Origin of the sequence: Flavobacterium sp. ARAG 55.4, assembly GCF_051846875.1 — a bacterium.
Classification (GTDB): domain Bacteria; phylum Bacteroidota; class Bacteroidia; order Flavobacteriales; family Flavobacteriaceae; genus Flavobacterium; species Flavobacterium plantiphilum.
The window spans coordinates 118,972-140,405 of the sequence record NZ_JBPYCT010000011.1 but is presented as its reverse complement, the minus strand read 5'-3'; the positions used below and the strand labels follow the sequence as shown (position 1 = coordinate 140,405).

General features: G+C 35.4%; 28 protein-coding genes. 22 read left to right on the top strand and 6 right to left on the bottom strand.

Annotation, left to right across the window (positions count from 1 at the left end; translation table 11 throughout):
• Positions 1-79: 79 nt before the first annotated feature.
• The 3 genes from radC to ACSV4D_RS13215 are packed head-to-tail and all read left to right on the top strand — an operon-like array spanning position 80 to position 2,222.
• On the top strand, positions 80-772 hold the full coding sequence (gene radC, locus ACSV4D_RS13225; RefSeq protein ID WP_439228627.1) for a RadC family protein: 693 nt from the start codon (positions 80-82) through the stop codon (positions 770-772).
• A gap of 8 nt (positions 773-780) precedes the next feature.
• The gene (locus ACSV4D_RS13220; protein ID WP_439228626.1) at positions 781-1,470 is read left to right on the top strand and encodes a YjjG family noncanonical pyrimidine nucleotidase; all 690 of its coding nucleotides are present in this window, start codon (positions 781-783) and stop codon (positions 1,468-1,470) included.
• 2 nt (positions 1,471-1,472) lie between these two features.
• Positions 1,473-2,222 carry a hypothetical protein gene (locus ACSV4D_RS13215; protein WP_439228625.1) on the top strand — a complete coding sequence of 250 codons (750 nt, stop codon included), beginning with the start codon at positions 1,473-1,475 and terminating at the stop codon, positions 2,220-2,222.
• Between the two features lie 38 nt (positions 2,223-2,260).
• On the opposite strand, the gene ACSV4D_RS13210 is transcribed toward ACSV4D_RS13215, so the two are convergent.
• Entirely contained in the window at positions 2,261-3,538 is a 1,278-nt protein-coding gene (locus ACSV4D_RS13210; protein WP_439228624.1) for a replication-associated recombination protein A, read from the bottom strand.
• Positions 3,539-3,699: 161 nt separating this feature from the next.
• Here ACSV4D_RS13210 and ACSV4D_RS13205 point away from each other — a divergent pair, with 161 nt between their 5' ends.
• Positions 3,700-4,467, top strand: coding sequence for a rhomboid family intramembrane serine protease (locus ACSV4D_RS13205; RefSeq protein WP_439228623.1), 768 nt, complete (start codon positions 3,700-3,702; stop codon positions 4,465-4,467).
• 55 nt (positions 4,468-4,522) lie between these two features.
• Here the strand turns inward: ACSV4D_RS13205 and rlmB are convergent, their stop codons facing one another.
• The 5 genes from rlmB to ACSV4D_RS13180 form a co-directional block, all read right to left on the bottom strand.
• Positions 4,523-5,257 carry a 23S rRNA (guanosine(2251)-2'-O)-methyltransferase RlmB gene (rlmB, locus tag ACSV4D_RS13200; protein WP_439228622.1) on the bottom strand — a complete coding sequence of 245 codons (735 nt, stop codon included), beginning with the start codon at positions 5,255-5,257 and terminating at the stop codon, positions 4,523-4,525.
• 79 nt (positions 5,258-5,336) lie between these two features.
• Complete coding sequence (locus ACSV4D_RS13195; protein ID WP_439228621.1) at positions 5,337-5,822, bottom strand: lipid-binding protein; 486 nt, start codon at positions 5,820-5,822, stop codon at positions 5,337-5,339.
• Positions 5,823-5,881: 59 nt separating this feature from the next.
• Positions 5,882-6,508 carry an immunoglobulin-like domain-containing protein gene (locus ACSV4D_RS13190; protein ID WP_439228620.1) on the bottom strand — a complete coding sequence of 209 codons (627 nt, stop codon included), beginning with the start codon at positions 6,506-6,508 and terminating at the stop codon, positions 5,882-5,884.
• Between the two features lie 17 nt (positions 6,509-6,525).
• On the bottom strand, positions 6,526-7,965 hold the full coding sequence (locus ACSV4D_RS13185; protein ID WP_439228619.1) for a SusD/RagB family nutrient-binding outer membrane lipoprotein: 1,440 nt from the start codon (positions 7,963-7,965) through the stop codon (positions 6,526-6,528).
• A 10-nt stretch (positions 7,966-7,975) separates the two neighbouring features.
• On the bottom strand, positions 7,976-11,173 hold the full coding sequence (locus ACSV4D_RS13180; RefSeq protein WP_439228618.1) for a SusC/RagA family TonB-linked outer membrane protein: 3,198 nt from the start codon (positions 11,171-11,173) through the stop codon (positions 7,976-7,978).
• Positions 11,174-11,462: 289 nt separating this feature from the next.
• Here ACSV4D_RS13180 and rpsL point away from each other — a divergent pair, with 289 nt between their 5' ends.
• The 18 genes from rpsL to rpsN all read left to right on the top strand — a co-directional run bounded on the left by rpsL (position 11,463) and on the right by rpsN (position 21,363).
• Entirely contained in the window at positions 11,463-11,846 is a 384-nt protein-coding gene (rpsL, locus tag ACSV4D_RS13175) for a 30S ribosomal protein S12 (RefSeq protein WP_007136570.1), read from the top strand.
• Between the two features lie 117 nt (positions 11,847-11,963).
• On the top strand, positions 11,964-12,440 hold the full coding sequence (gene rpsG, locus ACSV4D_RS13170) for a 30S ribosomal protein S7 (protein ID WP_026727879.1): 477 nt from the start codon (positions 11,964-11,966) through the stop codon (positions 12,438-12,440).
• 10 nt (positions 12,441-12,450) lie between these two features.
• A complete protein-coding gene (fusA, locus tag ACSV4D_RS13165; protein WP_408082348.1) occupies positions 12,451-14,607 on the top strand; it encodes an elongation factor G in 2,157 nt (718 codons plus the stop codon).
• 11 nt (positions 14,608-14,618) lie between these two features.
• A complete protein-coding gene (gene rpsJ / locus ACSV4D_RS13160) occupies positions 14,619-14,924 on the top strand; it encodes a 30S ribosomal protein S10 (protein ID WP_007803605.1) in 306 nt (101 codons plus the stop codon).
• Between the two features lie 155 nt (positions 14,925-15,079).
• Positions 15,080-15,697 (top strand): 50S ribosomal protein L3, encoded by a 618-nt coding sequence (gene rplC / locus ACSV4D_RS13155; RefSeq protein ID WP_408082349.1) that lies wholly within the window; start codon positions 15,080-15,082, stop codon positions 15,695-15,697.
• A complete protein-coding gene (gene rplD / locus ACSV4D_RS13150) occupies positions 15,697-16,326 on the top strand; it encodes a 50S ribosomal protein L4 (RefSeq protein WP_408082350.1) in 630 nt (209 codons plus the stop codon). The genes rplC and rplD overlap by 1 nt, the downstream gene beginning before the upstream one ends.
• 7 nt (positions 16,327-16,333) lie before the next feature.
• On the top strand, positions 16,334-16,624 hold the full coding sequence (rplW, locus tag ACSV4D_RS13145; RefSeq protein ID WP_035659234.1) for a 50S ribosomal protein L23: 291 nt from the start codon (positions 16,334-16,336) through the stop codon (positions 16,622-16,624).
• Between the two features lie 9 nt (positions 16,625-16,633).
• Positions 16,634-17,458, top strand: a complete 825-nt coding sequence (rplB, locus tag ACSV4D_RS13140) for a 50S ribosomal protein L2 (RefSeq protein ID WP_408082351.1) — start codon at positions 16,634-16,636, stop codon at positions 17,456-17,458.
• A 7-nt stretch (positions 17,459-17,465) separates the two neighbouring features.
• Positions 17,466-17,744, top strand: a complete 279-nt coding sequence (gene rpsS / locus ACSV4D_RS13135) for a 30S ribosomal protein S19 (RefSeq protein WP_024981511.1) — start codon at positions 17,466-17,468, stop codon at positions 17,742-17,744.
• A 5-nt stretch (positions 17,745-17,749) separates the two neighbouring features.
• Positions 17,750-18,163 carry a 50S ribosomal protein L22 gene (gene rplV, locus ACSV4D_RS13130; RefSeq protein WP_408082352.1) on the top strand — a complete coding sequence of 138 codons (414 nt, stop codon included), beginning with the start codon at positions 17,750-17,752 and terminating at the stop codon, positions 18,161-18,163.
• A gap of 4 nt (positions 18,164-18,167) precedes the next feature.
• Positions 18,168-18,917, top strand: coding sequence for a 30S ribosomal protein S3 (gene rpsC, locus ACSV4D_RS13125; RefSeq protein ID WP_073245931.1), 750 nt, complete (start codon positions 18,168-18,170; stop codon positions 18,915-18,917).
• An 18-nt stretch (positions 18,918-18,935) separates the two neighbouring features.
• Positions 18,936-19,361, top strand: a complete 426-nt coding sequence (rplP, locus tag ACSV4D_RS13120; RefSeq protein ID WP_008464295.1) for a 50S ribosomal protein L16 — start codon at positions 18,936-18,938, stop codon at positions 19,359-19,361.
• 11 nt (positions 19,362-19,372) lie between these two features.
• Positions 19,373-19,564, top strand: a complete 192-nt coding sequence (gene rpmC / locus ACSV4D_RS13115) for a 50S ribosomal protein L29 (protein WP_073245933.1) — start codon at positions 19,373-19,375, stop codon at positions 19,562-19,564.
• A gap of 16 nt (positions 19,565-19,580) precedes the next feature.
• On the top strand, positions 19,581-19,838 hold the full coding sequence (gene rpsQ, locus ACSV4D_RS13110) for a 30S ribosomal protein S17 (protein ID WP_024981515.1): 258 nt from the start codon (positions 19,581-19,583) through the stop codon (positions 19,836-19,838).
• A gap of 2 nt (positions 19,839-19,840) precedes the next feature.
• Positions 19,841-20,209, top strand: a complete 369-nt coding sequence (rplN, locus tag ACSV4D_RS13105) for a 50S ribosomal protein L14 (RefSeq protein ID WP_026714640.1) — start codon at positions 19,841-19,843, stop codon at positions 20,207-20,209.
• A 12-nt stretch (positions 20,210-20,221) separates the two neighbouring features.
• The gene (rplX, locus tag ACSV4D_RS13100; RefSeq protein ID WP_073245935.1) at positions 20,222-20,536 is read left to right on the top strand and encodes a 50S ribosomal protein L24; all 315 of its coding nucleotides are present in this window, start codon (positions 20,222-20,224) and stop codon (positions 20,534-20,536) included.
• A gap of 2 nt (positions 20,537-20,538) precedes the next feature.
• Positions 20,539-21,090: a 50S ribosomal protein L5 gene (gene rplE / locus ACSV4D_RS13095; RefSeq protein WP_073245937.1), complete on the top strand. Its 552-nt coding sequence runs from the start codon at positions 20,539-20,541 to the stop codon at positions 21,088-21,090.
• 3 nt (positions 21,091-21,093) lie between these two features.
• Complete coding sequence (gene rpsN / locus ACSV4D_RS13090) at positions 21,094-21,363, top strand: 30S ribosomal protein S14 (protein WP_026707007.1); 270 nt, start codon at positions 21,094-21,096, stop codon at positions 21,361-21,363.
• Positions 21,364-21,434 lie beyond the last annotated feature (71 nt).

Below are 21,434 nucleotides of genomic sequence, written 5' to 3'. Positions count from 1 at the left end.
TGTAAGAAAAATTGTTTTCGGTTTAAAGATTAAACGTTATATTTACAAGGTACAATTTGTTGTAAATGAATCTTTTGCTATGGAAAATAATTCCTTCCCGATTACCAATTGGTCTGAAGATGATAAGCCCAGAGAGAAATTAATGCTCAAAGGCAAAAGTGCTTTAAGTGATGCTGAATTAATTGCTATTCTGATAGGGTCAGGAAGCAGAAACGAGTCAGCAGTTGATTTAAGCAAAAGAATCTTAGGCAGTGTGGATGCTAATTTGAATGCCTTAGGTAAATTGACAATGACACAGTTAATCAAATTTAAAGGGATTGGTGAAGCTAAAGCAATTTCTATAATCGCTGCGATGGAATTAGGACGGCGAAGAAGAGGAGAGGAGGTGATTGAATTAACTAAGATTACATCAAGTAAGACAGTTTTTGACATTATGCAACCCATTATTGGCGAATTACCACATGAGGAATTTTGGATTTTATATTTAAATAATTCCAATAAAGTAATTTCGAAAGCACAGCTCAGTATTGGTGGTATTACAGGAACGCTGGTCGATGTTCGTCTGGTTTTTAAAATGGCACTTGAAAAAGGCGCAACCGCATTAATATTATGTCATAATCATCCATCAGGAGCTTTATTACCCAGTGATGCCGATAAGCAAATTACCAAAAAATTAAAACTTGCCGGAGACAGCTTAGATGTTAAAGTTTTGGATCATTTGATTGTGACTGAAACAAAATATTATAGTTTTGTAGATGAAGGAATATTTTAAAAGCAAAAATGAGAATTGAGAATATAAAAGATGTTTTTTTTGACTTAGATCATACACTTTGGGATTTTGATAAAAATTCCAAAATTACCTTTGAAAATATCTTTGCCCGAAATCATCCCACCGTTCTTATTGATACCTTTATCACTCATTATATTCCTATCAATCAAGCCTGCTGGAAATTGTATCAGTATGATAAAATTACGCATCAGCAATTGCGGTATGACAGACTAAAGCTGTCTTTTGATGCTATAGGATATGAAATTACAGATGATGCTATTGCACTTATTTCAGAAGAATACATCGAATTGCTTACTGAAAATAATCATCTTTTTGATGGTACTTTAGAGATATTAAATTATTTGAGTCAAAAATATAAACTGCATGTAATAACCAATGGATTTGCGAATGTTCAGGTTAAAAAAATAAATAATGCCAAACTTAATACTTATTTTGCTACCATTACTAATTCGGAAATGGCAGGGGTAAAGAAACCAAATCCTATTATTTTTGAGTATGCTCTGGATTTGGCAAAAGCCAGAAAGGAAAGCAGTATAATGATTGGGGATTCTATAGAAGCAGATGTTTTAGGAGCATTAGATGCCGGAATTGATGCTATTTATTTTAACGAAAGCAGACAGAATGTAACGCATGCGGTTAAACAAATTAATCATTTATTAGAACTTAAAAACTATTTATAATTATGAAAAATATTTTTCTATTCCTTTTGTTATTATTATCCGGTGTTGGATTTTCACAATCTTTAAATGACTATAAAACAGTTGTTGTTCCATTAAAATATGAGTTTTTAAAATCCGAGAATCAATACAGAATGGCGACTTTATCTAAATTTAATTTGAATAAAGTAGGTTTTGATGTCTATTATTCTAATGAAGTGGTTCCCGATAATATAAACAGATGCTCAGTTTTGAACTATGATATTGTTAAGGAAGGCGGTTTTTTAGTAACCAAATTGTATGTTACTTTTAAAGATTGTTATGGTAAAATAGTTTATCAATCCGAAATTGGTTTAAGTAGAGAAAAGGACTTTCAGGTAGCTTATAATGATGCACTGAATAAAGCTTTTAATTCAATTTATGAATTAGAATACCAGTATAATGGCGGAACAAATGTTGTGGTGGAAGAAAAACCTGAAAAACCTGAAAAATTGCAAAAGCCCGAAAAAGCAGAGAAGCTTGAAACAGCAGCTCCGTCAGTAGCTCTTGATCCGGACGAATTGCTTTTTGCTCAGCCACTTGCAGGAGGAAACTATCAGTTAATTAATAGTAAACCAAGTGTTGTGATTAAACTTTATAAAACTTCGGATGCTAATTCATTTTTGGCTCAAAAGGGAAGTCAGCAAGGTGTTTTGGTTAAGAAAGATAATCAATGGTTTTTTGAATATTTTAAAAATGATCAATTGATTTCCGAAAAAATAAACGTTAAATTCTAATAAAAAACGGCTTTCAAATTATTTGAAAGCCGTTTTTTTTAATATCCGTATTTGTCTTTCCATCGGTTTTTAAGAAACTCGCGAGTAGTTTTTTCTCTGGCATTTTCTCCGGGAACATAAATGGGGGTGTTTTCTATTTCTGTGGGTAAATATTCCTGTTCAGCAAAATTATTAGCGAATTCATGCGAGTATTTATATTCCTCTCCATATCCTAATTCTTTCATTAATTTTGTGGGGGCATTTCGCAAATGAATTGGAACCGATAAATCACCGGTTTGTTTTACAATTTGCTGTGCCGTATTAATAGCCACATATGAAGCATTGCTTTTTGGCGACGTCGCCAGATAAATAGCGCATTGGCTTAATAAAATCCGGCTTTCGGGATAACCAATGGTGGTTACGGCCTGAAAGGTATTATTGGCCATAATTAAAGCGGTAGGATTGGCATTCCCAATATCTTCACTTGCCGAAATAAGCAATCGGCGGGCAATAAATTTTACGTCTTCTCCACCTTCAATCATTCTTGCCAGCCAATAAACGGCACCATTAGGATCACTTCCGCGAATGGATTTTATAAAAGCCGAAATAATGTCATAATGCTGCTCACCACTTTTGTCATATAAAACGGTGTTTTGTTGTACTAATTCCAATACACGTTCATTGGTAATGATAATTTCGTCTCCGGCTGAAGCATTAACAACCAATTCAAAAATATTCAATAATTTGCGTCCATCTCCACCTGAAAGGCGTAATAAAGCTTCCGTTTCTTTTAATTGAATTTTTTTAGTTTTCAGATAAGTATCCGTTTGCATAGCACGCTCCAAAAGCGATTCTAAATCGGCTTTTGTAAAGGCATTCAAGACATACACCTGGCAACGGGATAATAGTGCGGGAATGACCTCGAAGCTTGGATTTTCGGTGGTAGCTCCAATTAAGGTAATCCAGCCTTTTTCTACTGCAGCTAATAAGGAATCCTGTTGCGATTTGCTAAAACGATGAATCTCATCAATAAACAAGATAGGGTTTTTGGCAGTAAAAAGTCCGCCACTTTGTTTGGCTTTTTCAATTACATCCCGAATATCCTTTACTCCTGAATTGATAGCACTCAATATAAAAAAAGGACGTTGTGATTCCTGCGCAATAATTTGAGCCAAAGTGGTTTTTCCTGTTCCCGGTGGTCCCCAAAAAATTAATGACGGAATAATTCCTTTTGCTATTTGTTGTGTCAAAGATCCATTGGGTCCGACCAAATGCAATTGGCTGATGTATTCGTCTAATTTTTGTGGGCGTATGCGTTCTGCCAGTGGTGCTTCCATTTTTAATCGTAATTCAGCTATTATCTGATTTAAAAACCAAATTTAGAACATTATAACTACCTAATCAATAATTATTCGAAATACCGAATTAACTTTATGACAAAATAGCATAATATTCTATTTGGTTACAAAATTGATTGAATTGTTTTAAAGAAAACAAAATGGATAAGAATTTTAAATTTACAAACGCAGTTATAGGACTGCCACTTTTTTTTGTGTTGTTCCTGTGGTTTGTGTATTGGCTCGAAATTCGTTTCGATTTTGACTTTATGGAAAATGGAATCTATCCCCGCACTTTTTCAGGATTACAGGGCGTAATTTTCAGTCCGTTTATTCATTCGGATTTGGAGCATCTGTATAATAATTCTATTCCACTTTTAGTTTTGCTGACCGCTATACAATTTTTTTATTCTAAACAATCGATGCGGGTAGTAGGTTATGGTATTTTATTTTCTGGGATTTTAACCTGGCTGATTGGAAGAGAAAGTTATCATATTGGCGCTAGCGGCTTTATATATGTATTGTTTGCTTTTATTTTTTTTAAAGGAATATTCACTAAATATTATCGATTAGTAGCTTTGTCTTTATCGGTTATTATGATGTATGGGGGTATGATATGGTATGTTTTCCCAAAAGTGGATGATAGGATTTCCTGGGAAGGGCATTTGGCAGGATTGATAACGGGCTTTGTTTTGGCAGTGTTATATCAAACGCCTGAATTTAAAAAAGTACCCAAATACGATTGGGAAATGCCTGACTATGATCCTGCAAAAGATAAATTCATGCAACGTTTTGATGAAAACGGTAATTTTGTAAATCCTCCTATCGTAGAGCCCGAAGAGGAAATACAAGCATATTATTCTTCTAATTATGATATTAATTACAATCTTGTTGAAAATAAAAAAAACGAATCAGAGCCTGAGTCCTAATTCGTTTTGATATTTTCTGAAATCTGAAATCTAAACTCTGCTTTTTTAAAATTGCCTAGCTTCTTTGTCTTACTGCTTCGTACAAGAAAGCACCACAGGCAACTGAAACGTTCAAAGAACCAATTGTTCCAAACATAGGAAGTTTTGCTTTCTCATCCACAATTTTTAATACTGAAGGATTTACTCCTCGGTCTTCAGAACCCATAATAATTGCGACAGCTTCGTTTAGATTTACATTATAGATAGTGTCTTCTGTCTTTTCAGTCGCTGCAACAGTTTTGATTCCGCTTCCCTGCAAAAGAAAAATAGCATCTTTAATGTGTTCTACTTTACAAATAGGAATGTTGAAAACTGCGCCGGCTGAAGTCTTTACAGTGTCGCCATTTACAGGAGCAGACCCTGATTTTTGAATGATGATTCCGTTTACTCCGGTGCATTCGGCAGTTCTGATAATTGCACCAAAATTACGGGCATCTGAAATTTGATCTAAGATTAGGAATAATGGTTTTTTACCATTTTCAACAACAGTTTCAATCAATGTTTCTAAATCAAAAAATGAAATAGGAGAGATGCTAGCTACTGCACCCTGATGATTGTTAGGAGTGAGTTTGTTTAATTTTTCAACAGGAACATAAGAGAAATTGATATTCGCTCGTTTCATTACCTTCATCAGGTCTTTCATCAATTCGCCTGAGGCTTCTTTTTGAATGTACACTTTATCTATTGTTGTACCTGCCTGAATTGCTTCAATAATAGCTCTAATCCCGAATATTTGATGTTCTTTTTCCATGGCGCAAAGGTAAGTAAAAGTTTGTATAAAAAAAACCACCAGCGTTTGCTGGTGGTTTGGAAATAAAAATCTTATAATTTTAATGTTCGTCTTCAAGAAAACCAGTTCTTTTATATCCTACTATTTCATAAATAGTTCCAGGATTTTCATCATCTGAGAATTCTGCTTTAAAGTAGATTTTATCTACAGTGTGTCCTCCAGTAGAGGTAGTACCATTTTTGGTGATTTTACCTTCAGTGATATTTACATTTATATCATAAGTTTCAATGACGTCCGGTGTTGAATCATCGTCATCAATAATGCTGCTTGCTAAATTATTTCCTGAAAATGATAATGAGCTAATGTTTACGGGGGACTTGCATTTAAACGACCAAATGTTGCCGTGGTCATCAATCCACATAGCTTTACCATCATTTGCTGATGTATTGTAAGTAGAAATAAGGGAATAGTCGACCACTACCTCTCCATCAATTAATGTTTGTACATACCAATCTCCAGACATTTTCGCAACTGATGTTCCGCCAGCTTCGGGATTACCTCCTTCATCACAAGAAATGAAGGACACAGAAGTTGCTAGTATTAGTAGAAATGTTTTTATATTTAGGACTTTCATAATGTTATTTTTTATAATCTAGTAAATATTCTTGTTGCCGTTCCGTAAAATGAAGAAGCGTAAATAACCCAATTAAAATTATCTTCATCTTCAATTGTTCCAACATTACTTTCGGCTGATATATCTGTATCGGAAGCATTTTCCTGATATGGTGCATATACTTTAGTGTCGTCAATGTTGTAAAAGATCATTTTTAAATTGTTTTCATCTCCTGTTGTGTAGCCTGCTGCGTTATCACACATGTATTTGCGATCAGCAAGGCGGGTAATATTATTGATATTTGAACCTCGTGCAAATGCACCTGCTAGATTTATTCCACTTGGTGTGGTGCTTAATACTACTACAGTTCTTGTTTTAGTAGCAGGAAAACCATCTACATTGATAGCCGAATATACTATCTTGTAAACATCAGGAACTGCGGTGTTGACAGTGCCCTTAAGAGTTAAATCTATTTCAGTTTCACCTTCTAGAGCCGTTCCTCCTTCTTCAGTATAAGTATCTCCTTGATCAAGTATCATAAGACTATCACCATTGAGTGTTATTACAGGATAGTTAGTTACTCTTGATACATCCTCTGTAGTTGTATCAGAGCATGATACTGTTGTTATTGCTAATATCAAATAAAATATTTTTTTCATTGTATAAAAATTTTAGGTTAATTAGCCCACCATACTGGTGTTGTTATTTTTTCCAAATCTGGGGCAAATCGATTTGTTGTTTGTACTGAGTTTGGATAAACAAATCTTCTTGGGAAAACTCCTGCTGTAGTTCCTTGTATTGAATAGGCTAATTCTCCAGGTACATATGCAGCATTTGTTTGGGGTACTGTTGATATTTTTGGATATCCCGTTCTGTTTTGATCAAAAAATGCTTCAAATCCATTTGCAGGAAATCCGGATATCCATTTTTGAGTAATAATGGCTTTTAAATTAGCTTCAAGAGTTCCATTTGGATATTCATAGGCTCCTCCTGATGCTATGAAAGATGATCCATCTTTTGAGTATCTGTCAAATGCCTCTATAACTGCGGCATCGTATTTTTCTTTTGCTCCTGTTCCTCCAAAATAGCGTGCCAAAGCCTCAGCTTGTAAAAACAAGCTTTCAGTTTTGCTCATAAAATATAGCGGATCAGTAGGTTTTATGATTAACACTCCTATTGCGCTGGAACCAAGGGCAGTATTGTTAAAATCACCCTGATTAAGTGCCACTCCGGGAGTGTAGAAATTCTCTCTTCTGGAATCGTTATTAGCTGTTAAAAAAGAATTCATGGTAGTACTTGTACGGATATTTGTACCCACATTTAGTTTTCTTCTGTCCGTTTCATAAAAAGGATTACTTCTGTTTGGAGCATCTTCAAATTGAGTTATAGCGGCATCAGTATCGAGAAAAGCAACTCCGGAATTAATTAGATTGGTGATTTCGGTCTGCGCTAAAGTAGGATTAACTTTAGTTTGTCTCATATATATTTTTAATAAAAGTGTATTCGCAAATGCTTTCCAATTTTCCATATTACCTCCATATACAAAATCATCTGCACCTGGTGTTTCAGTACTTGTTGTAGATAAATCTTTTGAAAGTGCTGTTTTTAAATCTGCAATCATTAAGTTATACACTTCCTGACCAGTGTTAAATTTTGGTTCTAAGATTTCTTGTTGATTTGCTTCGGCATAGGGAATGTCACCATAAAAATCAGTCATTAACTGTGATGCGTATACTTCCATAGTTGTTGCTATTAGATAGTATTTCCAATTGCTCTGCTCTAAGGCTTTTCGTTTAACATTTCTTAGATCGCCTAAACCATCATACATTGCTGACCAGGCTCTGTTATAGTCATTTGTACCTGCATTATAAGCATCAAGGTTTCTGTATTGAGCTGCAGTGTTGCTTTGAGTGTAATATTGTGCCCAAAATCCTCCGAATATGGTATAGTATGCTCCTTGAGCTCCAGCTATTCCTGCCATACCGGCTGGTAGTTGTAATGCTAAAGTAGTTTGTTGAGGAGGCAAATTATCCGGATCGTAATTTATATCAAAATCTTTGTCACTACATGCTGAAAAGATTGATAAAGCTATAAATAATATAAATATTTTTTTCATTTTGTATGATTTAGAATGATAATTTAAGTATGCAGCCGTATGCTCGTTGAGATGGATTTGCTGCAAATTCTCCATATTCGCTTAACAAGTCGTTACCAAAAGAAGTTACTTCAGGGTCAACGTATGGATTCTCATCAGGAGTCCACATGAATAAGTTTCTTCCATATAACCCAATCGTTACTTTTGTTAAACCTAGTTTTTCAACAATTTTTCTGTCTAAATTATAATAAAGGCTGAGGTCTCTCATACGAACGAATGTTTTGTCGATTAAGAAAGAACCTTGTGATGAAGGGTTGTCATTGTCATTATAAAAAGCGTATAAGTTTTCTAAAGGGATTGGAGTTGTGTTTTCTGAAAAAGTTCCATCTTCGTTTTGATTTACAGAGTTAGGAACAATGAATGTGTTTCTGTCATTGTAAGTTGTTTCAATACCATTACCCACAAAATGAGATAAATCTTTAGTTCTGGAGTACATTTTACCACCTTGTTTCCAATCAAAAGCAAAAGATAAACTGAAGTCTTTATATTTTAATACGTTTTGTAGTCCCATAATAAATTTTCTCTGTCCATTGCCTAATAATACAACATCATCGGATTGAATAGGGAAACCTGTACTTGCATCAACGATAATCTCACCAGCATCATTTTGCTTTGGAACTAAACCGTAATAAGATCCGATAGGCTGTCCTTCTTTAGCTGAAAATGTTATACCATTTGAAGTAGGGCCAAAGTCAATTCTGCGATCGTCTAGTACTTTAGTAACTTCATTCAGGTTTTTTGTAAATGTATAGTTGATTTCCCAGGAAAAATTTTCTCCTTTGAATGGCTTTAAACCTAAGGCAATTTCTATACCTTTATTTTCTACGTCTCCAATATTTAATGCTTTAGTGGTAAAGCCTGTCGATGGATCAAGAGGAACAGAAACAATTAAATCTTTAGTCTTTCTGTTGTATATCGCTGCATCTAATGTGATGCGTCTTTCAAAGAAACTTGCTTCGGTTCCAATTTCAATTTCGGTCGTCCTTTCCGGTTTTAAATCTGGATTTCCGAGAATTCCGGAAGCTTCAAAGAAACCAACTCCTCCTAATGGTGAAACAATGTCTCCAAAACCTGAATCTGCACTACCGTTAATAAATGAATTTGCTGTTAGGTAAGGGTCTGTGTCATTTGCAACCTGTGACCATGAGCCTCTTAATTTTAAAAAGGTTTCCTGATTGTCTATTGCTATTGCGCTTAAGGAAGCGGAAGGATAGAAATATGAATTGTTATTTGGCGGTAAGGTAGATGATTTGTCTTGTCTTCCTGTAAGAGTAAGGAAGTATTTGTTTATGTATGATAGTTCTGCCTGACCATAAACCCCAAAGCTTTTTCTTAAAGAGTTATTCTGTGATATTTCAGGTCTTGCTGCGGTGTTAGTTAATTCGTAAAAATCAGAAATGATAAGATTGGTTATCGAAGCATTTAAAAAATCTGTTTCTCTTTTGTTGTAACTAACCCCGGCTAATAAGTTTAGCTTGAAATTATCGTTTATGTTTTTAATGTAATTTAAATTAAAATACGTGTCAAACTCGCTTCTTTCCAGTCTGCTTTCAGTAACTCCTCCAACAGTTTCTATTGTACCTGCTAAATTTTGAGGAGACCCAGGTTCGAATTTAACAATTGCGCCATGACTTTTGATTTTCTCTAGTCTGTAGTTTCCTCCTATCTGCCATGTTGCAGTCAGATTTTCGGTTATGTTATAATTGAAACTAGTATTTCCAAAAAAACTTTGTCCTAAAATTTTTGTTTTATTTTCATTCAAAGCCCAATAAGGATTTGATGAATAAGGGGTGTAATAATAACTAGGTGAATTGAATATATTGTTATTATAATCTTTTAAATCAATAACGCTGATGTCTCTTGGGATTTGTAGTAATTCCGGAATAAAAGTGTCGCCTTCTCCAGCGCTGTCACTTTGACCAGTATTGACTGCGTTTTGGTCTTTATTCGTATAATTAAAACTTAAACGGATAGCTCCTTTTTTGTTTTTTATTCCACCATTAAAAGTTAAGCTGTTTTTTAAGTAGCTATCGGCCGAAGTAGGGATAACACCATCACTTTTTAATCTGGTGAATCCTAATGAGAAATCTGAAAACTCTCCACCTTGACTAAGATTTATATTGTTAGATGTCAGTATACCTATTTTGTAAAAGTCTCGTATGTTATCTTCTAATGCAACATAGGGTTTGATTTGCTGGGAGTTATTGTATATGGATCCCCAAGGTCTTACTTCGCCGTTAAAAGCGGGACCCCACGATCCGTTTTCATTGCTTGAACCTGGTCCGGTTGGAAGTTGAGAATAGGCTAAACCGCTCCATCCTTGTCCGTATGAGTTTTGTAAATGTGGGATGCGTGCTACTTCACTCATTTCCACGGTAGATGAGAAATCCACATTTATTTTAGATTCGTTTTTTCCTCTTTTCGTAGTTATAATAATAGCTCCGCGTCCGGCTCTTGCACCATATAAAGCAGTTGCTGCAGCTCCCTTTAAAAATGTTATTGTTTCAATGCTGTTTGGGTCAATATCATTTATACCTGTACCGGCATCGTATGACCTGTCAATTGAAGATCCGTCTTGTCTCGTTTTGCTTGCATTCCCATCGTTGTTTATAGGTGTTCCGTCTACAATATATAGAGGCTGGTTTGTTCCTGTTATGGAACCAATTCCTCTTACGATTACTTTTGTAGAAGAGCCTGGCTGTGTAGGGGCGCTAATGTCGACTCCTGCAATTTTCCCAGATAAACTTTCAAGTGGGTTGTTTGTGGTTACGTTCGTAATTTGATCTTTGTTTATTGTGGTTGCAGCATATCCCAGAGATTTTTTCTCTCTTTTAATACCTAATGCGGTAACAACGACTCCTTCAAGTTCAAGAGCATCTTCCTGAAGTTTTACATTAATATTTGTTGAGCTGGCTGGTATTTCCTGTGTCTTCATACCAATGTAGCTAAATACTAATGTTTGAGATGCTGTGGCTTTGATGCTGAATTTTCCATCAAAATCTGTTTGGGTACCTGATTGTGTCCCTTTTATTAAAACACTGGCGCCTGGCAGTGGAAGTCCTGTATTATCTAATACAGTACCAGTTACGGTTCTTTCTTGTGAATAAGAAAGTTGGGTGATTATCATTAATAATAATAATGACAAAAATACATTAAGTTTTCGTTTCATTGATTGTAGCTTTTGGGTTCCAGAAACAAATCTCTTAATTTTTTGTTAAACAACCTAATTGTTGTGTGTTGTTTTTTTGTTTCAAAGGCTTTTTTGAGAATGTGTTTAAAATATCACTTTTTTTTAAGTTAATGTTATAAAATTATTGTCTTTTTTTTAATTTTTAATAGTGTAAGATGATGTTATTGAAAATTAATGAATTAACATTTGTAGAGTAAAAAATAATTTATACATTTGCAGCCCGTAAAAAGCGGGATTTAAATTTACATAATAATTTTTAGTATTAATTATGCCAACAATTCAACAATTAGTAAGAACAGGAAGAACTCAGATAACTAAGAAGAGTAAATCGGTTGCTTTAGATTCTTGCCCTCAACGAAGAGGAGTTTGTACGCGTGTTTACACTACTACACCAAAAAAACCAAACTCAGCGATGCGTAAAGTAGCGCGTGTACGTTTGACAAATGGTAATGAGGTAAATGCTTACATTCCTGGTGAAGGTCACAATCTGCAAGAGCACTCGATAGTATTAGTTAGGGGTGGAAGGGTAAAAGATTTACCAGGAGTTAGATATCACATCGTTCGTGGTGCGCTTGATACATCAGGTGTGGCTGGAAGAACGCAAAGAAGATCTAAGTATGGTGCTAAACGCCCAAAAGAAGCAAAAAAGTAATTTAAAACGTTAAGAGTTAAAGGTTAGGAGTTGAGGGTTGATGATTGCTGTTGTTGATAGCGTCTATAACACATGACATTTAACGGATAACCCATAACTTTTTATTAAAAAAAAGACATGAGAAAAAGAGCGGCAAAAAAGAGACCCCTTTTACCAGATCCAAGATTTAATGATCAATTGGTAACGCGTTTTGTGAACAACTTAATGTGGGATGGTAAGAAATCTACAGCTTTTAAAGTTTTTTATGATGCAATTGATATCATTGAAACTAAAAAGCAAAATGACGAAAAAACTTCGTTAGAAATTTGGAAAGATGCTTTAACTAACGTTATGCCTCACGTAGAAGTACGTAGCCGTAGAGTAGGTGGAGCTACATTTCAAATTCCAATGCAAATTCGTCCAGACAGAAAAATTTCTATGGCAATGAAGTGGTTGATACTTTATTCCAGAAGAAGAAACGAAAAGTCAATGGCGCAAAGGTTAGCTTCAGAATGTTTAGCTGCGGCTAAAGAAGAAGGAGCGGCTGTTAAGAAAAGAATGGATACTCACAAAATGGCAGAAGCTAATAAAGCTTTCTCTCACTTTAGATTTTAATTCGTAAGAAATGGCTAGAGACTTAAAATATACAAGAAATATAGGAATTGCGGCTCACATTGATGCTGGTAAAACAACAACAACGGAGCGTATTCTTTTTTATACAGGTAAATCACATAAGATTGGTGAGGTGCACGATGGTGCTGCAACAATGGACTGGATGGCACAAGAGCAAGAAAGAGGTATTACTATTACTTCTGCTGCTACAACTTGTGAGTGGAATTTTCCAACTGAGCAAGGTAAGTTGTTGCCAGAATCGTTACCATATCACTTTAATATTATTGATACTCCTGGACACGTTGACTTTACTGTAGAGGTAAACCGTTCGTTACGTGTATTGGATGGATTAGTTTTCTTGTTTTCTGCAGTTGATGGTGTTGAGCCTCAATCAGAAACAAACTGGAGACTTGCTGATCAATACAAAGTTCCACGTATGGGGTTTGTTAATAAAATGGACCGTCAAGGATCTAACTTTTTGGCAGTTTGTCAACAAGTTAAAGATATGTTGAAATCAAATGCTGTTGCTATTACTTTGCCAATTGGTGAAGAGAATGATTTCAAAGGAGTTGTTGATTTAGTGAAAAACCAAGCGATTGTTTGGCATGACGCTACTCAGGGGGCAACTTTTGATATTGTTGATATCCCGGCTGATATGGTTGATGATGTGAAGCATTATCGTTCTATTCTTATCGAAGAAATCGCTACTTATGACGAGAATCTTTTAGATAAGTACATGGAAGATGAAAACTCTATTACAGAAGAAGAAATTAACACTGCTTTAAGAGCTGCTGTTATGGATATGGCTATCATTCCTATGATTGCTGGTTCTTCTTTTAAAAACAAAGGGGTTCAGTTCATGTTAGATGCAGTATGTAAATATTTGCCATCTCCATTAGATAAAGAAGGTATTCAGGGGATTCATCCTGATGACGCTGAGTTATTGGAAGAGGATCAAACTAAAATCTTGCGTAAGCCAGATGTAAAAGAGCCTTTTGCTGCTTTGGCGTTTAAAATTGCTACTGACCCATTTGTTGGTCGTTTAGCGTTCTTCCGTGCTTATTCAGGAAGATTAGATGCGGGTTCTTATGTATTGAATACTCGTTCAGGAAATAAAGAAAGAATTTCTCGTATCTATCAAATGCATGCTAACAAACAAAATCCAATCGAATATATTGAGGCTGGAGATATTGGAGCTGCTGTTGGATTTAAAGATATTAAGACTGGAGATACATTGTGTGATGAAAAACACCCAATTATTCTTGAATCTATGAAATTCCCTGCACCGGTAATTGGTATTGCTATTGAGCCTAAAACTAAGGCTGACGTAGATAAAATGGGTATGGCTTTGGCTAAATTAGCTGAAGAGGATCCTACGTTTACGGTTAGAACTGATGAGGCTTCAGGGCAAACTATTATCTCTGGTATGGGTGAGCTTCACTTAGATATCTTGGTGGATCGTATGAAGCGTGAATTTAAAGTTGAGGTGAATCAAGGAGAGCCTCAGGTAGAGTATAAAGAAGCGTTTACAAAATCTGCTCAACACAGAGAGGTTTATAAAAAACAATCTGGAGGTCGTGGTAAATTCGGTGATATCGTATTTAGAGTTGAACCTGCTGATGAAGTTGATGGTAAAGTTCCTGTGGGATTACAGTTTGTGAATGAAGTAAAAGGTGGTAACGTTCCTAAGGAATATATTCCTGCTGTTGAAAAAGGTTTCAGAGAAGCTATGAAAACTGGTCCTTTAGCTGGATACCAAGTTGATAGTTTAAAAGTAACTTTATTAGATGGATCTTTCCATCCGGTGGATTCAGATGCGCTTTCTTTTGAATTAGCAGCTAGAATGGGTTACAGAGAAGTAGCTAAAGCTGCCGGAGCTGTGATTCTTGAGCCAATTATGAAAATGGAAGTTATTACTCCGGAGGAAAATATGGGAGATATCGTAGGAGATATTAACCGTCGTAGAGGTCAGGTAAATGATATGGGTGACAGAAATGGAGCTAAGACTATCAAAGCTGATGTGCCTTTATCAGAAATGTTTGGTTATGTAACAACATTAAGAACATTGTCTTCTGGTAGAGCTACTTCAACAATGGAATTCTCTCACTATTCAGAAACGCCTTCTAATATTTCAGAAGCAGTAATCAAAAAAGCAAAAGGAAACGCTTAATCTTTAAGAAAATGAGTCAAAAAATCAGAATAAAATTAAAATCTTACGATCATATGTTGGTAGATAAGTCTGCTGAAAAGATTGTAAAAACGGTTAAGACTACCGGAGCAGTGGTAACGGGACCAATTCCTTTGCCAACTCATAAAAAATTGTTTACTGTATTGCGTTCTCCGCACGTAAACAAAAAAGCAAGAGAACAATTTGAAGTAATGTCATACAAGAGATTGATTGATATTTATTCATCTTCATCTAAAACTATCGATGCTTTGATGAAATTAGAATTACCTAGTGGAGTTGAAGTAGAAATTAAAGTTTAAGTTTTTTTTCAAGAGTAAATTAGAGCACTTCGTTTAAGTGAAAAGTTTTTTTGGTTTGTGTGTAAATAAGTTATACTTTTGCACCACTTTTAAAAACAGCTTCACTTAAACGAATGTGTTCTGTTTTTATATTTAATAATTAATAATTAATATTTATGTCTGGGTTAATTGGTAGAAAAATCGGCATGACTAGTCTTTTTGATGAGAACGGGAAGAATATTCCTTGTACTGTTATTGAGGCTGGACCATGTGTTGTTACCCAAGTCAGAACCAATGAGGTTGACGGGTATGAAGCGTTGCAACTTGGTTTCGATGACAAAAACGAGAAACATTCCACAAAAGCGGCTTTAGGTCACTTTAAAAAAGCGGGAACTGTAGCTAAGAAAAAAGTCGTTGAATTCAAAGAATTTGCAACTGAACAAAAATTAGGAGATCTTATCGATGTTTCTATTTTTGAAGAAGGAGAATTTGTAGATGTACAAGGTGTGTCTAAAGGTAAAGGTTTTCAGGGTGTTGTAAAACGTCACGGTTTTGGTGGTGTTGGACAAGCAACTCATGGTCAGCACAACCGTTTAAGAGCGCCAGGTTCTGTGGGAGCTTCTTCTTATCCATCTAGAGTATTCAAAGGAATGCGTATGGCTGGAAGAATGGGAGGAGATAATGTAAAAGTACAAAACCTTAGAGTTTTAAAAGTGGTTTCTGAAAAGAATCTGCTTGTTGTAAAAGGATGTGTTCCTGGTCATAACAACTCTTATGTAATCATTCAGAAGTAATGGAAGTAAAAGTATTAGATTTCAACGGAAAAGATACTGGGAGAAAAGTTCAACTTTCTGATTCAGTATTCGCAATTGAACCAAACAATCACGCTGTGTATCTTGATGTAAAGCAATATCTTGCTAATCAAAGACAAGGAACTCATAAGGCTAAAGAAAGAGCTGAGGTTGCGGGAAGTACGCGTAAGATTAAAAAACAAAAAGGAACAGGTACTGCTCGTGCGGGTAGTGCAAAAAATCCTTTGTTTAAAGGTGGGGGAACTGTTTTTGGGCCTAGACCAAGAAGTTATTCATTTAAATTGAATAAAAACTTGAAGCGTTTAGCTAGAAAATCAGCATTCTCTATTAAGGCAAAAGAATCAAGTATTATCGTCTTGGAAGACTTTAATTTTGAAGTTCCAAACACTAAAAATTTCATTAACGTTTTGAAAGCTTTAGAGTTAGAAAATAAAAAATCATTATTTGTGTTGGGTGATACTAATAAAAATGTATATTTGTCGTCACGCAATTTAAAAGCGTCTAATGTTGTAAGTAGTTCAGAATTAAGTACTTACGATATTTTAAATGCTAATAATTTAGTGCTTTTGGAGAGTTCTTTGGAGGTAATTGAAGAAAATTTAAGTAAATAATAGGAGTATGAGTATCATAATTAAACCTATAGTAACGGAAAAAGTAACCAAAGAAAGTGAAGTTTTAAACCGTTTTGGATTTGTGGTTAACAAAAAAGCAAACAAAGTTGAGATTAAGAAAGCTGTTGAAGCTGCTTATGGAGTAACTGTTTTGAGTGTTAACACCATTAATGTAAGACCAGACAGAACTACAAAATACACTAAAAGTGGTTTAATCAGTGGAAAGACAAATGCTATTAAAAAAGCAATTGTACAAGTACAAGAAGGAGAAACAATTGATTTTTACAACAATATCTAAGATATAACAATGTCAGTAAGAAAATTAAAACCTATTACCGCAGGTCAGCGATTTAGAGTTGTGAATGGTTATGACGCCATTACAACTGATAAGCCGGAACGCTCTTTGATAGCGCCGATAAAAAACTCTGGAGGTAGAAATAGTCAAGGAAAGATGACCATGCGTTATACGGGTGGTGGTCACAAGCAAAGATATCGTATTATTGATTTCAAAAGAACTAAAGATGGGATTCCAGCTACAGTGAAATCAATTGAGTACGATCCAAACAGAACTGCATTTATCGCTTTGTTAGCTTACGCTGATGGAGAGAAAACATATGTAATTGCTCAAAATGGTTTGAAAGTAGGTCAGAAATTAGTTTCTGGTGCTGAAGCTCAGCCGGAAATTGGTAATACATTACCTTTAAGCAGAGTTCCACTAGGAACTGTGATTTCTTGTATCGAATTGAGACCTGGTCAGGGAGCTGTAATTGCTCGTTCGGCAGGAACATTTGCTCAATTAATGGCAAGAGATGGAAAATATGCTACAATTAAAATGCCATCTGGTGAAACAAGATTAATCTTGTTGACTTGTTCGGCTACAATTGGAGCGGTTTCTAATTCTGATCACCAATTAGTTGTGTCTGGAAAAGCAGGTAGAACTAGATGGTTAGGAAGAAGACCAAGAACAAGACCGGTTGCGATGAACCCTGTTGATCACCCTATGGGAGGTGGTGAAGGACGTTCTTCTGGAGGTCATCCACGTTCAAGAAACGGAGTACCGGCTAAAGGTTATAGAACTCGTTCTCCGAAAAACCCGAGTAGTAAGTATATCGTAGAACGTAGAAAGAAATAATTAAGATATGGCACGTTCATTAAAAAAAGGACCTTTCGTTCATTATAAGTTAGAAAAGAAAGTTGAAGAGAACATTGCAGGTGGAAATAAAGGAGTGGTTAAGACTTGGTCTAGAGCTTCTATGATTACTCCTGACTTTGTTGGACAGACTATCGCAGTTCATAACGGTCGTCAGTTTGTACCGGTTTACGTAACAGAGAACATGGTAGGTCACAAATTAGGAGAGTTTTCACCAACTAGATCTTTTAGAGGTCATGCTGGAGCAAAAAATAAAGGTAAAAAATAGAAGCAATGGGAGTTCGTAAAAGAGAAACAGCAGATGCGAGAAAAGAGGCTAATAAGTCTATTGCTTTCGCAAAATTGAATAACTGCCCTACTTCACCTAGAAAAATGCGCTTAGTAGCGGACTTGGTAAGAGGTCAGAAGGTAGAAAGAGCACTTAACATTTTAAGATTCAGTTCTAAAGAAGCATCAAGAAAATTAGAAAAACTATTATTATCTGCAATCAACAACTGGGAGCAAAAAAATAGTGAAGGTAATTTAGAAGAAGCTGGATTATTTGTTAAAGAGATCAGAGTAGATGGTGGAATGATGTTAAAAAGACTTCGTCCAGCTCCTCAAGGTCGCGCACATAGAATTAGAAAACGTTCAAATCACGTAACAATCGTGTTAGGAGCTATTAATAATAACACACAAGCAAATTAATAAGATGGGACAAAAGACAAATCCAATTGGAAATAGACTTGGTATCATCAGAGGATGGGACTCTAACTGGTATGGTGGAAATGATTACGGCGATAAATTAGCTGAAGATCACAAAATCAGAAAGTATGTACATGCTCGTTTATCAAAAGCTAGTGTATCAAAAGTAATCATTGAGAGAACTTTAAAACTTGTAACCGTTACTATCACTACTGCCAGACCTGGTATCATTATCGGAAAAGGTGGTCAAGAGGTAGACAAGTTGAAAGAAGAACTTAAAAAGATTACAGACAAAGAGGTTCAGATTAATATCTTTGAAATCAAAAGACCTGAGTTAGATGCTTATCTTGTGGCGACAAGCATCGCTCGTCAAATCGAAAGCCGTATTTCTTACAGACGTGCAATCAAAATGGCTATTGCTGCTTCTATGCGTATGAACGCTGAAGGTATCAAAGTTTTGATTTCTGGTCGTTTAAATGGTGCTGAGATGGCGCGTTCAGAAGGTTTCAAAGAAGGAAGAATTCCTTTGTCAACTTTCAGAGCTGATATTGATTATGCACTTGCTGAAGCTCATACTACTTATGGTAGAATGGGAATTAAAGTGTGGATCATGAAAGGTGAAGTTTACGGAAAGAGAGATCTTTCTCCGCTTGCTGGAATGGATAAAAAACAATCTGGTGGAAAAGGTGGAGATGCTCCTCGTGGTAAATCTAACTTTAACAAAGGTGGTAAACCAGACGCTCGTAAAAGAAAGTAATTTTTAAATTAAAGAAAAATGTTACAGCCTAAAAGAACAAAATACCGTAAGGTACAAAAAGGTAGAATGAAAGGGAACTCTCAAAGAGGGCATGAACTTTCAAATGGAATGTTTGGTATTAAATCTGTTCATGAAGATGGTATGTTTCTTACTTCACGTCAAATCGAGGCTGCGCGTATTGCTGCAACTCGTTACATGAAAAGAGAGGGACAATTATGGATTAAAATATTTCCAGACAAACCTATTACTAAGAAACCATTAGAGGTACGTATGGGTAAAGGTAAAGGTGCCGTTGAATATTGGGCAGCTGTTGTTAAACCCGGAAGAATTATGTTTGAAGTTGGTGGAGTTCCATTGTCAGTTGCAAAAGAGGCTTTACGTCTTGCAGCTCAAAAACTACCAGTAAAAACTAAGTTCGTCGTTGCTAGAGATTTCGAAGCATAATCTATATTATTATGAAACAATCAGAAATAAAAGATCTTTCTGCAGCACAGTTGCAAGAAAATCTTAGCCAGGCTAAGAAAACATATGCTGACCTAAAATTGGCTCATGCAATATCTCCAATTGAGAATCCGCTTCAAATCAGAAGTATGAGAAGAACAGTTGCTAGATTAGCTACAGAGCTTACAAAAAGAGAGTTGCAATAATTGTAATCTGCGAAAGATGGAAAAAAGAAATTTAAGAAAAGAAAGAATTGGTGTGGTAACTTCAAACAAAATGGATAAATCTATTGTTGTTGCTCAGGTTACTAAAGTAAAGCACCCATTATACGGTAAATTCGTATTGAAAACAAAGAAATTTGTTGCACATGACGAAACAAACGACTGTAACATTGGAGATACTGTAAGAATTAGCGAAACGCGTCCTTTAAGTAAATCTAAATGTTGGAGATTAGTTGAAATCCTAGAAAGAGCTAAATAATTATGGTACAACAAGAATCAAGACTAAAAGTAGCAGATAACACAGGAGCTAAAGAAGTTTTAACTATCCGTGTTTTAGGAGGTACCAAAAGAAGGTATGCTTCTGTAGGTGATAAGATTGTAGTGTCTATAAAAGATTCAACTCCGAACGGAAACGTGAAAAAAGGAGCTGTTTCAACTGCAGTTGTTGTACGTACCAAAAAAGAAGTGAGAAGAGCTGATGGTTCTTATATCCGTTTCGATGATAATGCATGTGTTCTTTTGAATGCTGCAGGTGAAATGAGAGGAACTCGTGTTTTTGGTCCGGTAGCAAGAGAACTTCGTGAAAAACAATTCATGAAAATTGTATCATTAGCACCAGAAGTGCTTTAATTCGTTTTTAAGATGATAAAGCTAAAAATAAAATCAGGTGACATTGTAAGAGTAATTGCCGGAGATCACAAAGGTGCTGAAGGTAAAGTATTACGTGTTGACCGTGAGAAAAACAAAGCGATTGTTGAAGGTGTAAACATGGTTTCAAAACACACGAAACCAAGTGCGAAAAACCCTCAAGGTGGTATCGTAAAGAAAGAAGCTCCTATTCAAATTTCTAATATCTCTTTGATTGATCCTAAAACTAAGGAAACAACAAGAGTAGGTGTAAGAGTTGAAGGAGATAAGAAAGTAAGATTTTCAAAAAAATCTAATCAAGTACTATAGTAATGGCGTATATACCTAGATTAAAAGAGGAATATAAGAGTAGAGTAATCTCTGCTCTTAAAGAAGAATTCGGATACACAAACGTAATGCAAGTTCCTAAATTGGAAAAAATCGTTTTAAGCCGAGGAGTTGGTGCAGCAGTATCTGATAAAAAATTAATTGACTATGCAGTTGATGAATTGACTAAGATCACTGGACAAAAGGCAGTTTCTACAATCTCTAAGAAAGACGTTGCGTCTTTTAAATTGAGAAAAGGAATGCCAATTGGAGCAAAAGTTACTTTGCGTGGAGAAAGAATGTATGAGTTTTTAGACAGACTTATTACTTCAGCATTACCACGTGTAAGAGATTTTAGTGGTATCAAAGCTACTGGATTCGATGGTAGAGGTAACTATAACCTTGGAGTTTTAGAGCAAATCATTTTCCCTGAAATTGATATTGATAAAGTGAACAAAATTTCAGGAATGGATATCACTTTTGTTACAACTGCTCAAACAGACAAAGAAGCAAAGTCATTATTGGCTGAATTAGGTTTACCTTTTAAAAAGAATTAAGATATGGCTAAAGAATCAATGAAAGCCCGTGAGGTTAAGAGAGAGAAAACGGTAGCTAAATATGCTGAGAAAAGAAAAGCTTTGTTAGAAGCCGGAGATTTCGTAGGTTTGCAAAAATTACCGAAAAATGCTTCACCTGTTCGTTTACACAATCGTTGTAAATTAACAGGAAGACCAAGAGGGTACATGCGTCAATTCGGTATTTCACGTGTAACTTTCCGTGAGATGGCTAATAATGGATTGATACCAGGAGTTAAAAAAGCCAGCTGGTAAAAAAAAGAATTTTAATTGGTTAAAGGTTCAATGAGAAAGACTCAGAGAAAACCATAACCGCAAATTAATAA

What these genes read in the sequence shown, in the direction of transcription:
- radC (WP_439228627.1), top strand. Translation starts at nt 80, where the DNA reads ATGGAAAATAATTCCTTCCCGATTACCAATTGGTCTGAAGATGATAAG.
- ACSV4D_RS13220 (WP_439228626.1), top strand. Translation starts at nt 781, where the DNA reads ATGAGAATTGAGAATATAAAAGATGTTTTTTTTGACTTAGATCATACA.
- ACSV4D_RS13215 (WP_439228625.1), top strand. Translation starts at nt 1,473, where the DNA reads ATGAAAAATATTTTTCTATTCCTTTTGTTATTATTATCCGGTGTTGGA.
- ACSV4D_RS13210 (WP_439228624.1), bottom strand. Translation starts at nt 3,538, where the DNA reads ATGGAAGCACCACTGGCAGAACGCATACGCCCACAAAAATTAGACGAA.
- ACSV4D_RS13205 (WP_439228623.1), top strand. Translation starts at nt 3,700, where the DNA reads ATGGATAAGAATTTTAAATTTACAAACGCAGTTATAGGACTGCCACTT.
- rlmB (WP_439228622.1), bottom strand. Translation starts at nt 5,257, where the DNA reads ATGGAAAAAGAACATCAAATATTCGGGATTAGAGCTATTATTGAAGCA.
- ACSV4D_RS13190 (WP_439228620.1), bottom strand. Translation starts at nt 6,508, where the DNA reads ATGAAAAAAATATTTTATTTGATATTAGCAATAACAACAGTATCATGC.
- ACSV4D_RS13185 (WP_439228619.1), bottom strand. Translation starts at nt 7,965, where the DNA reads ATGAAAAAAATATTTATATTATTTATAGCTTTATCAATCTTTTCAGCA.
- ACSV4D_RS13180 (WP_439228618.1), bottom strand. Translation starts at nt 11,173, where the DNA reads ATGAAACGAAAACTTAATGTATTTTTGTCATTATTATTATTAATGATA.
- rpsL (WP_007136570.1), top strand. Translation starts at nt 11,463, where the DNA reads ATGCCAACAATTCAACAATTAGTAAGAACAGGAAGAACTCAGATAACT.
- rpsG (WP_026727879.1), top strand. Translation starts at nt 11,964, where the DNA reads ATGAGAAAAAGAGCGGCAAAAAAGAGACCCCTTTTACCAGATCCAAGA.
- fusA (WP_408082348.1), top strand. Translation starts at nt 12,451, where the DNA reads ATGGCTAGAGACTTAAAATATACAAGAAATATAGGAATTGCGGCTCAC.
- rpsJ (WP_007803605.1), top strand. Translation starts at nt 14,619, where the DNA reads ATGAGTCAAAAAATCAGAATAAAATTAAAATCTTACGATCATATGTTG.
- rplC (WP_408082349.1), top strand. Translation starts at nt 15,080, where the DNA reads ATGTCTGGGTTAATTGGTAGAAAAATCGGCATGACTAGTCTTTTTGAT.
- rplD (WP_408082350.1), top strand. Translation starts at nt 15,697, where the DNA reads ATGGAAGTAAAAGTATTAGATTTCAACGGAAAAGATACTGGGAGAAAA.
- rplW (WP_035659234.1), top strand. Translation starts at nt 16,334, where the DNA reads ATGAGTATCATAATTAAACCTATAGTAACGGAAAAAGTAACCAAAGAA.
- rplB (WP_408082351.1), top strand. Translation starts at nt 16,634, where the DNA reads ATGTCAGTAAGAAAATTAAAACCTATTACCGCAGGTCAGCGATTTAGA.
- rpsS (WP_024981511.1), top strand. Translation starts at nt 17,466, where the DNA reads ATGGCACGTTCATTAAAAAAAGGACCTTTCGTTCATTATAAGTTAGAA.
- rplV (WP_408082352.1), top strand. Translation starts at nt 17,750, where the DNA reads ATGGGAGTTCGTAAAAGAGAAACAGCAGATGCGAGAAAAGAGGCTAAT.
- rpsC (WP_073245931.1), top strand. Translation starts at nt 18,168, where the DNA reads ATGGGACAAAAGACAAATCCAATTGGAAATAGACTTGGTATCATCAGA.
- rplP (WP_008464295.1), top strand. Translation starts at nt 18,936, where the DNA reads ATGTTACAGCCTAAAAGAACAAAATACCGTAAGGTACAAAAAGGTAGA.
- rpmC (WP_073245933.1), top strand. Translation starts at nt 19,373, where the DNA reads ATGAAACAATCAGAAATAAAAGATCTTTCTGCAGCACAGTTGCAAGAA.
- rpsQ (WP_024981515.1), top strand. Translation starts at nt 19,581, where the DNA reads ATGGAAAAAAGAAATTTAAGAAAAGAAAGAATTGGTGTGGTAACTTCA.
- rplN (WP_026714640.1), top strand. Translation starts at nt 19,841, where the DNA reads ATGGTACAACAAGAATCAAGACTAAAAGTAGCAGATAACACAGGAGCT.
- rplX (WP_073245935.1), top strand. Translation starts at nt 20,222, where the DNA reads ATGATAAAGCTAAAAATAAAATCAGGTGACATTGTAAGAGTAATTGCC.
- rplE (WP_073245937.1), top strand. Translation starts at nt 20,539, where the DNA reads ATGGCGTATATACCTAGATTAAAAGAGGAATATAAGAGTAGAGTAATC.
- rpsN (WP_026707007.1), top strand. Translation starts at nt 21,094, where the DNA reads ATGGCTAAAGAATCAATGAAAGCCCGTGAGGTTAAGAGAGAGAAAACG.